The sequence below is a fragment of the Cohnella sp. GCM10020058 genome (assembly GCF_042683485.1).
Classification (GTDB): Bacteria; Bacillota; Bacilli; order Paenibacillales; family Paenibacillaceae; genus Cohnella.
Window position 1 is genome coordinate 154,546 of record NZ_JBHUJV010000013.1, and the last position, 16,665, is coordinate 171,210.

8 protein-coding genes are annotated in these 16,665 nt (G+C 61.2%); all 8 read right to left on the reverse strand.

The genetic code is table 11. From position 1 onward, the window contains the following. Nucleotides 1-414: 414 nt before the first annotated feature. The 8 genes from ACFSR7_RS22185 to ACFSR7_RS22220 all read right to left on the reverse strand — a co-directional run bounded on the left by ACFSR7_RS22185 (nt 415) and on the right by ACFSR7_RS22220 (nt 16,655). A complete protein-coding gene (locus ACFSR7_RS22185) occupies nt 415-1,230 on the reverse strand; it encodes an MBL fold metallo-hydrolase (RefSeq protein ID WP_378165340.1) in 816 nt (271 codons plus the stop codon). A 63-nt stretch (nt 1,231-1,293) separates the two neighbouring features. Further along, the gene (locus tag ACFSR7_RS22190; protein WP_378166082.1) at nt 1,294-1,968 is read right to left on the reverse strand and encodes a GNAT family N-acetyltransferase; all 675 of its coding nucleotides are present in this window, start codon (nt 1,966-1,968) and stop codon (nt 1,294-1,296) included. Between the two features lie 125 nt (nt 1,969-2,093). After that, nucleotides 2,094-4,796 (reverse strand): family 78 glycoside hydrolase catalytic domain, encoded by a 2,703-nt coding sequence (locus ACFSR7_RS22195; protein ID WP_378165342.1) that lies wholly within the window; start codon nt 4,794-4,796, stop codon nt 2,094-2,096. Next, nucleotides 4,789-7,848: a glycoside hydrolase family 2 protein gene (locus ACFSR7_RS22200; RefSeq protein ID WP_378165344.1), complete on the reverse strand. Its 3,060-nt coding sequence runs from the start codon at nt 7,846-7,848 to the stop codon at nt 4,789-4,791. The genes ACFSR7_RS22195 and ACFSR7_RS22200 overlap by 8 nt, the downstream gene beginning before the upstream one ends. 104 nt (nt 7,849-7,952) lie before the next feature. Continuing rightward, complete coding sequence (locus ACFSR7_RS22205; protein WP_378165346.1) at nt 7,953-9,749, reverse strand: type 2 periplasmic-binding domain-containing protein; 1,797 nt, start codon at nt 9,747-9,749, stop codon at nt 7,953-7,955. A 98-nt stretch (nt 9,750-9,847) separates the two neighbouring features. Beyond that, the gene (locus ACFSR7_RS22210) at nt 9,848-10,789 is read right to left on the reverse strand and encodes a carbohydrate ABC transporter permease (protein ID WP_378165347.1); all 942 of its coding nucleotides are present in this window, start codon (nt 10,787-10,789) and stop codon (nt 9,848-9,850) included. Between the two features lie 26 nt (nt 10,790-10,815). Continuing rightward, nucleotides 10,816-11,760: an ABC transporter permease gene (locus ACFSR7_RS22215; protein ID WP_378165349.1), complete on the reverse strand. Its 945-nt coding sequence runs from the start codon at nt 11,758-11,760 to the stop codon at nt 10,816-10,818. Nucleotides 11,761-12,065: 305 nt separating this feature from the next. Beyond that, entirely contained in the window at nt 12,066-16,655 is a 4,590-nt protein-coding gene (locus ACFSR7_RS22220; protein WP_378165351.1) for a chitobiase/beta-hexosaminidase C-terminal domain-containing protein, read from the reverse strand. Nucleotides 16,656-16,665 lie beyond the last annotated feature (10 nt).

Genomic DNA, 16,665 nt, shown 5'->3' on the forward strand with positions numbered 1-16,665 from the left:
CTTTTGTAATGACAAGCGCCCCCGATGCGCGGTTCGAGCAGCAAAAGATGCATGTACGCAGGCATTTGCTCCATAAACCGATTAAAGTGTGGAAAAGGATGTATATTTGCAGGCTTTCGAGGCTGAGCGAGCGGCAGAGCAACCGACTTAGCAAACTGCCCGGCTACCCGCAGATTAACCCGATTGGCAGCCCGCAGAGCAAACTCCCTGGCCACCTGCAGATCAACATGCTTGGCAATAGCTTGCTACCTGCTGCTGAGGTTGACAGTCGACCTGCGCTGCCGCGCCTTGCGCGGACGTCTTCCGAGCAGGGCCGCTCAAGCCCCGCGGGCGAGCAAAAGAAAAGAGACTGTCCCAATGACTTGTGGGACAGCCTCTTTGTGGATTGTTGGAGCGGTTCGCAGAGAACTGCGCCTATTTTTTTGCCGCGGACACCCGCAGCTCCATGCCTTCTGCGGCAAAACGCGCCCATGCGGGCAAGCCGTAATCCCGTCTAACGTCGATATCGTGGGACATATGGGTGAATACGACCGAAGGCGCGCCGACCTCCTCGGTCAATTGCAGGCCTTCCTTGACGTCGTACAAGGACCGCGTCTCCATCGGGTACGGCTCCTCGTAAAAGCTCGTGCCGAGAATCAGCAGCGACAGCCCGCGCAGCGGCTCCTTCTGCTCGTCCGACAAATCGATCGAATCGGGACAATACGCGAACGATCCGCCTTTCGGATGATCGAACCGATAAGCGTACGAATAGCCGTTTTTGCCATGGTTCACCTTCCAAGCCCGAATCGACCAGCCGCCGTATGCAAGCTCGCCGGCCTGCTCGAGCGGTCGATGGTGAAGCCTGCCGCCGATCCACGGGTAGCGCGTGGCGACGTCCTGCAGCACCTCGGAAGGTCCGTACAGCTCGGCCGTCATTTCCAGCCAGCGGCAGGCGTCCGCCCATTCGGCCAATCCGCCGATATGATCGACATGCGCGTGCGTCAGCAGCGCCCGCTCCACCCGCCTGGCGCCGAGCCGCTCCATCTGATGGCGCCAGTCCGGCCCGCAATCGACGAGCAGCGGGGCCTCATCTCCCGTATTCAGCCAGATGGACGAGCGCCGCCTGACATTAAGACCGCCGCTGCGCGCCTCCTCGCAGACCGCGCACTCGCAGTATACGCGAGGCGTGCCCAGGGAATCCCCGTTCCCCAGCACTTTGATGATCAAATCCTGATGTTGCGTTGCAGACAACTTGCTTACCTTCCTTCTGTAAGTCGGAGTCTATTGTTAACCTTCGCAGCCCTGCGGCCACGCTTAGATCGGCAACAGCTCGACGTTATCCAGCGTCTCCAGACGCGAGACCATCGTCTCCCATGCTTCCGGCTTGTGAGGGAGCGCGGCGTAATACCAGCGAAGAAAACCCGCGGCAAGCGATGCGGACAGCGTATTCAGCGCATCGTCCACAGGCCTGAAGCAGAAATCGAGGCCTTCCACAGCCTTGCCCTCATGATCCCAAGACGGATGCACGTACTCGATATTTAGACGCTTGAAACCAAGATGCGACAGCACCTCGCGCCTGACGGCGGGATGCATCGGGCCGACGGGACCGGCGACTTCCCCCTCGCCCAGCTGCGCCGGATCGTAAATCTCCGCGAACATGCCGAGCATCGGCACGCCGCTCTCCGTTTCCAGCCGCTTCAAGTGCGCCTCGCGCTGCACGAGCAAAAATCGTCCGATACCAAGTCCTAGGCGTCCGACGATCGTAAAGTCGGTCATCGCCACGGCGAATTCCGGCCGGTAGCGGTATTCGGTAGCGCCGACCACCTCCCCGTCCAGCACGGCGACAAAAACCTGAATCGTCGGATCCAGCAGCGGCTCCCGCCACAGCTCGAATGCCAGAACCTCCTCCGGCGGGAATACGCGCCCCATCAATTCATGCATTTTCAAAAAATACGGATCCTCGATCGATTCGATCTTGCGGTATTCCAATGCCATGTCGATCCCTCCTTATCCGGCCATAAAAAGAGGAAGACGGGCTGCATGCATCCCCGTCTTCCCCTGCGATCGCCAGCTCATGAAAACAAGCGTAATGGAATCGAATCGTCTTGTAAAGTTTAATCTGCCGCCGCGGCGGTAAACGAGACGACAAAAGCGTGACGTCCCGGACCGACGCTGCGCTCATCGGCGACCGCGGCCGCGCCGCCCGTCATAGACGGCATTACGACCACAGCCGTCGCGCCTTCCGGAATTTCGACTTCAAGCCTGAGCGCGTCCCCTTCTTTTGCCCAATTGGAGACGATCTCGCCCTTTACCGTCTTCAGCCGCGTTCGAACCCAATGCAGGCGCGAAGGCACGCTCGGGCGGATCCGAATCGATTCGTAACCGGGCGAGAGCGGTTCGATGCCGCCAAGACGCGTGTAAAAGGAGGCGCCGATGCCGCCGAACATCGCATGATCGTGCGAGTGCATGCCGCCCTTTTCGCTCCACTGCTCCCACAGCGTCGTCGCGCCCTGCGCGATTTGATAGCCGAAGCCGGGGTATTCGGGTTGCGTCACAAGCGTGAGCGCCAGATCGATATGACCGTGGTCGGCAAGGACGTCCATCAAATAACGCGTGCCATAGATGCCCGTGTCCAAACGCCGGCCCTTCGCCTCGATCGCGGCGAGCAGCCCCTGAACCGCCTTCCCGACGCAGGATGCGGGCACCAAGCCGAAGGCGAGCGGCATAAGTTGCGCGGTCTGAGAGCCGCTGCCGTAGATGCCGCTGCCGTCGTGGAAGCGGGATTGAAAAGCCTCGCCAATCCGGTCCGCGAGCGCCGCGAAGCGCAAAGCCTCTTCCGCGCGTCCGCAAACTGCCGCGGCTTGAGACACGATGCGCGCGAACCGCCAGTACAAAGCCGAATTCACGATCCCGACTTCGTTGAAGTAATTTTCCCAGCCGTCGACGTTCGGTACGCACCAGTCGCCAAAGCCTTCTTCGACGATACCGGCCGGCCACTTCGCGTCCAGCGCATCGACGTATGCTGACATGCTCGGATAGAAAGCTCCAAGCGTCTCGCGATCGCCGTAATACTGGAACAAATACCACGGCAGCGTCACCTTGTCCCCGCTCCAGTCGGGATTGCCGGCGTCGTAGCTAATATCGCCGAGCCATTTGCGGTAATACGCCTGCATGCCGAAGTTGTGGATCGCGGCTTCCTCGACGACCGCCGAGTCCATGAGGCAAGGCGTGCGCTCGTCCCGCTGGCAGCAGTCGGTCGGAATGCTGTAAATATTGTTCAGGATCGACCAGCGGAGGTTGCCCTGAATGCGGGCAAGCGTCTCGTCCGAACTGTTGAATTCACCGGCTTCCTCGACATCTGCATGCACAGGCACCGCGAGCAGCTCCAGCAGTTCGGCGTCGCCGGTCGCTTCCACGTAGCGGAAGCCGTGATAAGTGAACCTGGGCTCGTATATCTCTCGTTCGGCGCCGCCGCCGAGGATGTAAACGTCGGTTGCCTTCGCGTTACGGTTCGTCCACGGATCAATCGCGCCGTCCCCGTCGATGAGCTCGCTGTAGCGAAGCACGATCTGCGCTCCCGCAGGTCCCCTGACTGCCGCTCTCGCCCAGCCGGCGATATTTTGCCCGAAATCGTATACAGTTGTACTCTCCCGCGGCTGCAGCACGCGAATCGGCTGCAGCGGCGTGTGCGCACAGACCGGCGGTTGTTCGCTCAGCGCAAGCTCGCCTTCGGGCGGCTCGGCGCGCACCGCATGCCCCCATCCTTCGGCCGGGAACCCCGGCAAGTCCCATCCCGGCTGCGCGAGCCGGGCATCGAACGTCTCGCCGTCGTAGATGTCATTGGCGAGCAGCGGGCTAGGCTTCGTCAGCCAGCTCTCGTCAGTCGCTACGGTTATCGTCGTCGAACCGTCTGCGAGCGTAGCCTTCAGCTCCAAAGCGACCGCTTTGCCGCATTTCCACTTCCAGCCCCATCGCGAATAGTTCATATTGTAGCCGTTGCCAAGCCAGAGGCCGATTGCGTTCGTGCCGGCAGTCAACAAGTCTGTCACATCGTAAACGTCGTACAGCAGCCTGCGATCGTAAGGTGAATTCGCGGGCGTCAGCACGCGGGTATCGGGCTTCGTGCCGTTGATGCTCAGTTCGTACCAGCCGAGGGCGAAAACGCGGAGCTCCGCCCGCTCGACTGCAGTAGACAGCTCAAAGTCCTTGCGCAGCAGCGGGCTGTCGGGTGCGACCGGCGACTCGCAAATGGCCAGGACGTTCTTGTCCAGGCGCAGGCCGCTCCCCGAGCCGTCGATGCGACCGCCGCCGAATTGAATCGCGGCGGGATCGTAAAACCGGTTGACGTACAGGATGCGTCCATCCGGCGCAATAACGCGCAGATCCCGGCAAACCGCGGAGCCGCCCGGCCCTGTTTTAAAGCCGATCGTGCCCGGTTCTCTCCCGGGGTCGCTGGCGCGCAGTACGGTACGTCCGCCGATGACAACGGCGACGTCCTCGGCATTCCGCTCGAGCCTGATTTGAACGACGCTCGGCAGGTGGGCAAGCTCGGGCGCTTCCGCCGCCGCTAACACTTGGCGAGTGCCGTCCGCAAAGGCGAATAGCGTTACGCTGCAGGATGCAGCGTCCAGCGTGCAGCCGCTGTAACGCAATTCCGACCGAACGCCGAACAGTATGTCCAACGTGCCAGCCTCTAAACTGGCGTTTAGCTCGATGACATATTCGTCCCAATCCCGATGGTCGGCGACAGGAGCGGCGATCCAGGCCGCTTTTTTGAATACTTCATGGTGTACGACTTGGCTAGCTTGTTCAAGCATGGCTGTGTCCTCCTTGGTTGCGGTCTTTCGGCTCTTCGAGTGCCTGCACGTTCGGCGCGAATTCGGCAGGGATTGTCGGCGCATTCCAAGCGCTGGCCGTCAACTCGTCAAGCGTTGTTCCGTTCGGCGCTTCGTAGGCAATCGCCCGCTCCTCGCCGGGCCGCAGCCCGAACGCGTTGTCCGAAAGATAACAGTCCCAGTCGACCGGGAATCCGGCGAGCGTCACGCGAATCGCGGGCAAGACGCCCGTGTTGCGGATCCGGATAAGCCCGCCGCCGGCGGAAGGCTCGACCGACAATGCCAGGGAAGTCCGGGGCAGACTGCTCATCGGCGCATCCGGCAATCCGGCGTACAGCGCGAACGCCTCCTCGGCGACCGCGCCCGGATATTCGTTGCCGTCGTGCAGATGCGCTTGCTCGAACGCGATCAGATCCTCCGTTTTCGGCTGCGCGTTAAATTCATACCATTGATCGGTAATCATATGGTCGAAAGTCGCCTGATCGGATAAAGCTTGGCTGGAAATCGCCGCTCCCGCTTTGTGCTGCAGTCTCACCGCCAGCAAAAACGGCGTCAGCCGTTCGGCCTCATCGGGCAGCGCCACCGAGATTCGGCCCAGTTTAATCCGGCCATTCGCCCCTAGTTCTACCTCGTAGCGACCGGTCCAAAGCTCGTTTAACCCGCTATCGTATACGATCGCAACCGCTTCTGCGTCGCGCAGCGCGCGGCTCGTATCGTTGGCGGCATGCAGCACCGCCTCGAACGTCTCGCCCGCCTGCCAGCCGTCGATCCGGTCATAAGTCGCGAACGCGGACTGCGGACTGCAAGCCCGTTTCGCCTGATAATAGGACAACTTCGGGGTGCCGTAAAAGTCGACGATGCCCCAGGAATGTCCGGGGAACAAATCCGTGAATTTGTAATACCAAAAGCCGGTCTTCCCGTCCGCCGCGCCGGCCCGCTGAATCTCCGCGGCGAAGCGGATCGACTCGCCCTGCGCCGCCTGGGAATAGGCGATATACGTGTCCCAATCCCGAATCGGGCCATAAGCGCCGTAACGCATGACCTTGATGATGTCCTTCAGCGAGAACTGGTGGGCGTGCGCCAGCCAGCCTCGGCTCTCCTCATTTGGCGGCCAGGCGGTCAAAGCCTCCTCGGGTACGTACCGGACGCAGCTCGAACGCGCGGGCATGCTCGGCACCCCGTATTCCCCGTAAAATACCGACGGCATCGCAAGCGTCGCCGCATCGAGCGGCTCTCCGCCGTGATACACGTTCCAATTGTGCGCGCTGCCGCCCCACGGATCGGTCCGGTGGAACGGCCGGGACGGATCGATTCCGCGACAGCGGCGGCCGACCAGGTGCAGCCCCTCGTCCGCGCCGCCGTGCTCGCCGTTTTCGTTGCCGCCGCCCCACATGACGAGCGACGGGTGGTTGCGCAGCCGCTTCACCGATCTCGTCACCTGCCGGTCGAGGACGCCGAGATCGGTATGCGGCGCATCCATCGGTCCCCAGCATAGCGGGAACTCCTGGTACACCAGGATGCCCGCCTCGTCGCACAGCCGGTAGAATACGTCTTCCTCGACGATGCCGCCGCCCCAGGCGCGCAGCATCTGCACATGCCCGCGCCGCGCCAAGCCGATCAGCCGCGCGTACAGATCCTCGCGCTGTTCGAGCATCGGATCCGGCCAGCACCAGTTCGCGCCTTTGATGAACATCGGCACGCCGTTGACGACAAACTGCCAGCGGTAATCGGCTTCCGGACGGGCGCCAGGCGCTGCAGCCATCTCGATCGTGCGCACGCCGAATGTCGTCTCCGCACCGGCGACCGTGACTACGGAGACTTGCCGTTTGCTGGCGGGCGCCCCATTGCCCGCTCCGCTGACGCGTCCGTCCGCCCCATCCTCATCGACCAGCGTGGCGTCAAGCTTTAACCGATATAGCGCCTGCCCGCCATATCCCGCCGGCCACCATAGCGAAGGATTGCGCAGCGTCACCTCGGCTACATAACGACTGCATCCGTTTGGCGCTTCCAGCTTGCAAAGGAATCTGACGGGATGGCTCTCGGCTGCGTCAATCCTATCGGCACGACTCCGATCGCCATCTTCCCCCTGCCGCCGAATCTCTCCCTCAACCGTCAACGCGACAGGCTCCGCCAGCGCGTTGTCCACGTTGAACGATAGTTCCAGCAACGCGCCTTCCGGACCGATCGACCGGGTGACCACAAACGGCTCGGAGACGCCGACGTCGGTCTCGGCCGCGAGCCAGACGTCCTTCCAGATGCCGAGCGAGATCAGATGTCCGTAATGCCAGCCGAAGCCGGGACTGCCTTTCATCATGCCGTTCCAGGACCGGGGCGATTGATCGATGCGTACGACCAGCTCATTGGGGCGATCGAAGTCGACGAGTCGCGTGACGTCGAGATCGGGACCGCCGAACATGCCCGCGTGATGGCCGAGCGACATGCCGTTTAAAAACACCGTGCCCGAATAGTCGATGCCGTCGAACCGCAGCGAGAGTCGCCGCCCCCGCCATTCGGCCGGCGCCTCAAAGCTGCGCGCGAACCACCAGTCGCTGCGCTCCGCGCGCGTGCGGCGAAACCAAACCGGCGTCTCCTTCGGTTCCCCATACGTCTCCAGCTCGTCGATCGTATTCGTATCCCAGTACGGATCCGCGAGCTCGCCCAGCCTGACGAGCGCGCGCTGCACCGTCGTCGGCACCGTCACCTTGCGCCAGCCGCTTCGATCGAACCCTCGCGCGTACCACTTCTCAGCCATTCCCCGGCTTGCCTTCGCCTTTCTTCCGAACCAGCCCGTATTCGGCGCCGGATCGCCGGGGTCGGCCGGATCGCTGTCCTGCATCCGCCAGTTGCCCGACAGAGACATTCGCTCCGGCCCATGACCGCCAATCTCGCGCTCTTCGTCTCCATCGCCCTCGGCAAGCGTCGCAGCCACCGATCGCACAAGCCGGGATGCTTCCGCCTCGCAGGACGCGTCTCCATATAGCGAGGATCTGCGGTACGCTTCGTCCTGCAAGTCATCCAAATATCGTTCCGTCATGCTGCCGCACTTCCTGTCTGTATAGTTTCATTGAACGAACAAGGAGCCGAAGCCTCCTCGGCTCCGGCTCCCTGTCAAGGCGGCTATGCCGCGCGCGGCAGCCCTTATTGCAGGCCGTGCTCCGCTCTCAGTCTTTGCACTTCATCGTTGTAGAACTTCGTGAAGTCGTCCGCGCCCGCTTTTTTGAAGGCGTCAAGCGCTTCGGCTTTCGCTTTGTTGTAAGCCGCTTCGTCCTTCGCCAGAATGATCTTGGCCGCCTGACGCGTGGCGAGCTCCTTGAGCGAAGCCTCTTTCTTTTTCCAGTCGTCGGTCAGCGTGACGCCCGGGACCGTATTTTCCTTGAGCACTTGATCCTCGCTCATATTGTCCATCCAGGTCGTGGCGGACACGAGCTTGCCTTCCTTGATGAGCTTGCCGAATACTTCGCCGGAATACGATGCGCCATAGTGCTGCGCAAAGTCTTTTTCAAGCGGCGTCGCAGCCTTGACGAGCGCTTCCTCGGTGTTGAACAGGTTGAGCGGCTGGCCGTCCTGCGGATTGGCGACGTCGCCGCCGAGACCGATGATATTCAGGTCGAGCGACATGCCGGACGATTCGAGCGGAATGCCGCCGGTCGCCTTGAGCGCCAGCGAGTCTTCGGTGAGCGTCGGCTTGCCGTCCGTCAGGTTCCAGTTCTGGCCTTCCACGCCGCTGTACATCGTTCTTGCGCCTTCGTAGGAATAAATATAATTCAGGAACTCCATCGCCTTCTGCGGATTTTTGGAGCTCTTAGAGATGCTGTACGATTTGTCCTGCCAGCCGAGCGGGCGAATCTCGCCCGTCCAAGCGTACTTGCCCGCCGGGATGACGATGAAGCCTTTGCCGTCGTTCGTATGCTGCGCGTTGAAGTCGCCCATCGCCCAGGTTGCCGGTCCGACGGCGATTTGGCCGGAGGTCGCCTTGGCCATGTAATCGTTGTTTTTCATCGTCAGGCTGTCCGGGTCGAGCAGGCCGCGCTGGTTGGCGTCGAAGTAGAACTTCATCGCCGTCCAGAAGTTGGACGTCTCGTCGGTCAGCGTGCTGATGAACTTGGTGCTGCCGGTCTCGTGCATCGTCAGGTCGCTCGTCACGCCGGCCATGTTGTTGAAAATGATCGGCGGGATCGTGTACGGCCACAAGCCCCAATCCTGCCACATCGAGACGCCGTACACCTTCTTGCCGTCGTCGGTCTTCGGATGCTTCTGCACGATTTGGTCGACGACGTTCAGCAGGTCGTCCATCGTCTTGACCTCGGGGGCGCCGACTTCCTTGTACCAATCCCAACGGATCGTCGGGCCGATCGTGATCGGACGGACGAACTTACCGGACTTCGCCTGAACCTGCGGCGGCAGGAAGTAGAGCTTGCCTGTGCCGTTGCTCCAGTTTTTCTTGCTGAAGTCGACGACGGTCGGAATATTTGCGGTAATGTCTTTGCCGTGCTCGGCAAGGAGATCGTCCATCGGGACGACGAGATTGCCTTCGATCAGCTGCTTTTGATATTTGTTGACGTCCGAGCGGACGATATCGGGCAGGTCGCCGCTGGCCAGCATGACGTTAAATTTATTTTCGTCGGCTTCGACGTATTCGATCTTGACCCCGACTTTTTCGGCGATCGCTTTGGCTACCGGGCTTTCGTTATACTTGTTCCACTTGGTGCCCGGCTCCATGACCAGCACGCGGAGCGTGACCAGGTCCTTGGCGGCTTCGGCGGAAGCGCTGGGGCTTGCGGCTGACGAGCTTGCGCCGGCGCTTGCCGATGCTGTCGCGGACGGCGAAGCGTTGTTCCCATTGTTGCCGTTGTTGCCGCCGGAACAGGCGGACAGGAGCAGCGAAGTCGTTGCCAGCATCATGGCCCCCAGCTTAAGGGTAGCTTTCTTTCTCATTGTAACCCTCCTATAAATAGTCGAGATTTATAATTATCGGCGATAACGCCGGATAATCCAAGCTTGCCGGCAGAAAAGCCGCTGCATGCGCCAGGACGTCAACCTTTGACCGCGCCCATCATGATGCCTTTGACAAAGTAGCGCTGCAGCATCGGGTAGACGAGCACGATCGGCAGCGTCACGAGCATCGTGATCGCCATCCGGATCGACTGCGGCGTCAGCGTACGGACCAGGTCGCCGCGGTTGAGCTGCTCCGTCGTCGCGTTGGACAGGTTGCTCGATTGGTTCAGGAAGTTGTAGAGCACGAGCTGAAGCGTTTGCAATTTCGGATTTTCGACGAGAAAGTAGTTATCGAACCACGTATTCCACTGCCCGACCGCGGCGAACACGGCGATCGTCGCGATGATCGGCATCGACAGCGGGAAAATGATGCTCGTGTAAATCTTGAAGTAGCCCGCGCCGTCGATCTTGGCGGATTCCTCGAGCGAAGCCGGCAGCTGCTCGATAAACGTCTTGATCAGAATGACGTTGAAGCCCGCAAGCGCCGTCGGCAGCACGTACAGCAGGAAGCTGTTTTGCAGTCCGTACGTTTTCATCGTCAGGTACCAGGGGATGAAGCCGGCGTTGAAGTACATCGTGACGAGAACGAACCGGTAGATCGTTTTACGAAACGGAAGCTCTTCCTTCGTGATCAGATAAGCGAAGAACGAGCAGCAGAAAACGGTAATGAGCGTGCCGACGACGGTCCGCGACAGCGATACGAAGGCGGCATCCATGATGCCCGGCAATTGCACCGTGGTCTCGTAAGCCTTGAGCGAGAGGCCCGCCGGCCAGAAGGTGACGCCCTTCTGCGCCTCGATCGAGTCGCTGATCGAATAAATGAAGATATAGTAAAAGGGATAGATGGTCGCAAGCACGAGCACCGTCAAAATCAGGTAATTGAAGAAATTGAACGTCAGGTCCTTGTAGTCGACCGACCGCTTTCGCCGCTCCGGCTTCGAAGCGACGGCCGCCGGCTTGGATGCGGTATGCGTGTTCATGTGGAAGCCCCTTTCCGATCAGACGGTCAAACGATGCCTTGGCCGCGGAATTTTTTGGATAACAGGTTGACGGTGAACAGCAGCACGATGCTGATGATCGACTTGAACATCCCTACGGCTGTCGAGTACGAGTAGTCGCCCGTGACCAGCCCGAGCCGGTAAACGTATAGATCGAGCACCTCGATGCGGTCCGCGACCATCACGTTGCTGAATACGAGGTATTGCTCGAATCCCGCTGACAGCAAATTGCTGATGGATAGCAGCAGCAGCACGATAAACGTCGGCATGATGCTCGGCAGCGTAATGTGCCAGATCGTACGCCGTCTGCCCGCGCCGTCGACCTTGGCGGCGTCGTACTGCTCGCTGTCGATGCTAACGATGGCGGCCAGGTATATAATTGCGCTCCAGCCGACGGATTTCCACAGCAGCAGCAGCGTCTGCACGGTCCATACGCGCTCATAGTTGCCGAGCACGTCGACGGGCGCGCCGCCGAGTCCCAGTTTCATCAGGAACGTGTTGACTGCCCCTTCCGTGCTGAACATGCTGAAAGCCAGCGCATACACGATAATCCAGCTGATATAATGCGGCAGCGTGGAGACGGTCTGGACGAGGCGCTTGAACCAGCCGCTGCGCACTTCGGATACCATGATGGCGAACAGCATCGGAATCGGCGCGGTCAGAATCGACAGAAAGCTAAGCGCCAGCGTATTCAGCAGCACGGGCCCCATCCGGGGATCGCTGAACATGTCCCTGAACCGGTCGAGGCCGGAAAATGGCGTCTTGGACAACGGGATGCCGGGGTGATAGTCGAAAAAGGCGTAAATCCAGCCGAACAGCGGCACGTAGCTAAAGGCGAAGGCGATCAGGACGAACGGCAGCGCCGCAAGCAGCAGCTTGTACCCGTCCTTTCGCCGGTGACTCGATTTGAAGCGCCGCTTTTTGCCGGCCTGGCTTGCAGTCGTGATTTCCATAGCGGTTCTCCTTTGCTCCTATAGTCTCTCTCTTGATGTCCTCATTATAGGAGGCCGCGGGATCGTGTCGAATGAAGAATCTCTCGATCTCGTTGAAATATATTAGAGGCGCGCATGCGGCGGATTGAACGATTTTGCGGCGGGTTGAACAAAACCGCGGGGACTGCTACAGAGGATCGTGCGGTCGGAGCGTCCAAGGCTTGACTCTGAATGTACAAAGTACAAAGCCGCCTTGGCCCCCGGCTTCGCCGGCGCGCCAAAGCGGCTCGCTTTAATGACCTGATCTATGATTGGCTTTCGATGATCTACTTCGTCACTTGCACGATCAGCGTCTCGCTTGTCGTCGCGCCAGCCGAGTTGGACAGCTCGGCGCGGTAAGCATAGCTGCCTGGCGTCCTTGCTGATATTGCCGTCGTCGCAGCCTGGGCGGACGGCGTACCCGGGGTTAACGGCTTCATATCGATCAGCACGCCGTTTTCGTACAAACGATACGTGCTTCCGTTCGTTCCCCACCACATGTTCATCGCCAAGTCATAGCTGCCGTCGCCGTCCCAATTGTTTGCGGACAACACCGGCTTGCCCGGCTTCGCGTCCTTGACGACGACGGTCAGGACTTCGCTCGACGTCGCCCCTTTCGCATTGATCAGCTCGCCCCGGTAACGATAGGTGCCGTCGGCTCGCCCCAAGATTGGCGTAAATGTGGTTTGCGCGGCCGGAGAAGCGCTTGCGAGCCGCTGCGTATCGATCAGAATGTCGTTCTCGTACAGCTTATAAATAGTTGCGTTTTCGCCATGCCAGAGGTTCATCGATATTTTATAATCGCCGTCGAGCAGTCCGGTGTCGTAGCCGTTGTCGCTCGACAATGCCGACACGCCCGGCTTCGCGGCCGCCTGCGGCTCGGCGGCGAGACCCGCGCGCGCCGCGGCAAGCGCGGACAGCGCGGCATCGATCTGCTTCTGCGTAGAAGCTTCAGCGACGAGCGTCGCGCTAGCTGCAGTCAGCGCCGTCTGAAGCGCGGACCAACTGCCCGCCGTATAAGCGGCTTCGTTCAAGCTTTCAGCCGTAATCGCCTCATGCTTGGCCTGGAGCTGCGTCCGGTCCGCGGGCGGCGCGACCTGCTGCACGGCGATCGCGTCCAGAAATGCCGTATTGTCGCCGGAGGCGTTGGTCGTCACGAAGCGAATCGCATGATTGCCTGCCGTCGCCGTAAAGATCGGCGTCTCGAATGCCGCAAAACCCGTTTTGTTCGACGGCGAGAAAGAGGCCAGCAGCATCGTATCGTAATAAACGTCGAAGGCGACCTGACCGCCGAAATCCCGGCGCGCAGCCTGGAAAGCGATCTTATAGGTGTTGGCCGTAAATCGGATCGTCTGCGACAGCTCGCCTTGCGAGCCGTTTTTGGAAGTGATCAACGCGGTTTGCGTCCCGTCCGGCGCTGTCGGCGCGCCGAACACGGAGCCGTTTTTCTGCACGCCGGAGAGGCCGTTGAACGTCCAGTCGTACGTCATCGGTCCGACCCGGTAGCTCGTGACGGCAGGCGACTCGAAGCCGCCGTTCGAGAGCGCCGGCACGAACGCCGCGAGTCCCGCGCGCGCCGCTGTTAACCCCGCCAAAGCCGCATCCGTCTCGGCTTGCGTCGCATACGCGTCGGCCAGCACGGCGTCCGCCGCCGTCAGCGCGCTTTGCAGCGCCGCCCAGCTAGCGTCCGTGAAGTCGGCCGCCTGCAAATTTTCCGCGACGATCTCGCCCTTCTTGCTTGCGAGCGCGGCCTGGTTCGCGACCTCCTCGATCAGGATCACCTTGACGTCGTCGATAAACGCCGTGTTGTCGCCGATCGTCGTCGTCGCCGCGAACTTGATCGTATGGCTGCCGGTCGTCGCGACCTCGAAGCCGCCGGTTTTGAACGCTTTGAAATCTTGCGACGACGGCGAGTAAGTACCGATTACCGCGTTGTCAAAATAAACGTCAAAGCTCTGCTGGCCGCCATAGCCGCGCCGCGCTGCCTGAAAGGCTAGCTTATAACGACCTGCAGGGAAGCCGAGCGTCTGCTTGATCTCGCCCGCAAGTCCGCCGTTCGTCTGGATCAATGCGGTCTGAATGCCTTCCGGCGCGTCCTTCGCCCCGAACGCCGAGCCGTTTTTCTGGATGCCGGCCCGGTTGTTGAACGACCAGCCGTCCGCAAAGGCGCCCGCCTTCACGCCGCTCGATGCCGTTACCGCCGGCGACTCGAAGCCCGCGTTGAGCAGCGTCGCCGGCTCCGGCGGCTTGGGCAAGCCGATCTCGACCGCGTCGATAAAAGCGGTGTTTTCGCCCGTATGCGAGGTGGCCTGGAACTTGATCGTATGCTTGCCGCCTGCCGTCTCGAAGCTGTCGGTGCGGAACGTCGTGAAAGAGCCCGAAGGCGCGAAGCTGCCGATCAAGGCGTTGTCGAAATAAACGTCGAACGTCTGCTGCCCGCCGAAGCTCGTGCGGTTGGCCGCTTTAAAAGTAACCTGGTATTCGCCGGGCTTGAAGTTGATCTCCTGATAGAAGCTGCCGTCGATGCCGCCGTCCGTTTTCAGGTACATGCTCTGCACCCCTTGCGGCGCGGGCGGCGGCGCGAACGCGCTCGTATTGCTGTGCACGCCCGTATGGTCGCTGAACACCCAGCCGTTCGTAAACGGCCCGTTCCGGTAGCTTGCCACCGCCGGCTTTTCAAAGCCCGCATTGTAAAACGTGACGAGCGGCAGCTCTTCCGGTACGTCCTCGCTGTAGTAGCAGCGCTTGGCCGCGCCCGGATTCGGGTCGCCGAATACCGCGGCCGTGCAGTCCGTGCCGTCCGGCGCGATCTTGTAGTTGAAAAGGCCGTCGGCGCCGTAGGCGACGATGCCTTCGCCTTCGTAATAGCACTCGCCGCCGTCGTAGGCGCACAACTGATAGCCGTCCGGCGCGACGCTGACGTCCAAAACGCGGTAGAACGCGGACGTCGTACCCGACGGATCAAGCCCGGCCTTGAAGGCTCTGGCCTTGAACAGCTGCGTCGTGGACGTCTTCAATATGACCGGCCGCTCGTAAAGCGGCGAAGCCGCCGTCGGCGTGCTGCCGTCGAGCGTGTACCGGATCTCGGCGCCAGGCGTCCCCGTCGTGACCGTGACGGCCTCGGACGAATCGTAAACGCCGTACGGCAGGCTCAGCACAGGCGCGTCGACGCGCGTCGGCACGGATCGCGGCGTCACCGTGACGCTGGCGATATTGTAGCCGTCCGGATCCGACTGGCTCACCGCCTTGATCGCCACCTGCCGCTCCGTGTCTACGTCGGGCGCCGTATACAGACCGTTCGCGTCGATCGTACCGTTGCCGGTCCCGACGACGCTCCAGCTCACACCGGCCAAATTGTCGATGACGTCCGCCGTCAACTGAAGCGTCTCGCCGCCCGTCACCTTGGCTTCGACAGGCGTCAATTTGACCTGCGTCTGCGACGCTTCGGTCGTATAGATCGCGAAGTTGTAGTCGGCGCCGACGTTCTCGTCGCGGAACGCGTCCGTCGCGGCGAAGCTGCCGGAAGCGGGCGGAAGCAGCGCGTTGCCGTCTCTTGCGACCGCATCGCTGTACGCATGCTTCACGAAGGTCTTGCCAATCGACGTACCGCCGAAGTCGAACGTAATGTCCTTCGGCGCGCCCGCCTTGCTCTCGACGAGAATCGCATAATCACCGCCGGCCGTCTTGAAGGCGGCGGCGCGAACGTCCGGCGAGCTCGATTGCGCTTCGACGACGTCGCTGTGCGCGGGCACGTACCGATTGAGCAGGCCCGCGGAATAGAACGCCCGCTTGGCCGTCAAGCCCTGCACGACCGAATCCCACATCGTGTAGTTGCCGTTGACGTCGCCGAGCGGGTCGGTGCTCCAGACGCCGTTCAGCTGCCAGACGAGCGCCGATTGAAGGCCCTCGTTCGCGCCTCTGATGACATAGTTGGCGAAGCCGGAATTCCAGCCGCTGGCATCGTCCGCCGACCAGCCGAACTCCGTCATCTGCACCTTCTTCGGCGAGACGGCCGCCTTGCGGGCCGCGATCTCGTTGCCGAGGCTCTCGTACGACGCGCCGTACATGTGGAAGCTGTAGCCGTCGATATGCGCGTCCGCGAGCGTATGCAGCGCGGTCGTCCAGTCCGTCGCGCTCGTCTCTTCGGGCGCCCAGATGCCGATTCGATCCCGCAATCCGTCCGTTGCGAGCCGCTGACTGACCTTCGTGACGATATTGGCGTAGTACTGCTGCTGGTTCGCCTTGTCGCCGCCCGTCTCGAAGTCCCAGCTGCCGTTCGGTTCGTTGTAGAACGTCAAATACTTGATATTGTCGTAGCCGCGTTCGTCGATGAGTTCCTGAAGCGTATTCGATGCCGATTCGGCGAAATCGTCGACGTCGGCCGGCGCGCTCGTCCACGGATCGACGCCCGGCAAGCCGAACCAGTCGTGAATTTCCTCGCCGTTTTTCCAGCCGAAGTTGAGCTCGATCTCGGTACCTGCCGCTTTTAGCGCATCCAGATACGGATAGACGGCCTCCATTTCCTCGCTGTCGAAGTCATAGACGCCCTTCTCTTTTTCCACCCAATCGACCTGGAACCAGAGCCGCGCGACCTTGGGCTTGATCGTGCCGATCCGCTTCTTGTCGATCTCCCATTCGGGGCCGCCGTACCCGTAGCTTGCCGACTTCGGCATGAGCGCGAGCGGCATGACGTTCACACCGACGCCGAGAAAATGATCGTTTATGACGTTGCCCGTATCGATGCTGACCGTGACGCTCTCCGTAGCCGCCGTCGCCTCCGCAACCGCGCTACCCGTCCCCACGCCGGCCGGCAGCAGGGCGGACAGCAACAGCGTCGCGGCGCCAAGCGCGCCAAACCTGGATTTCCTGATCATCATCCTCACAATC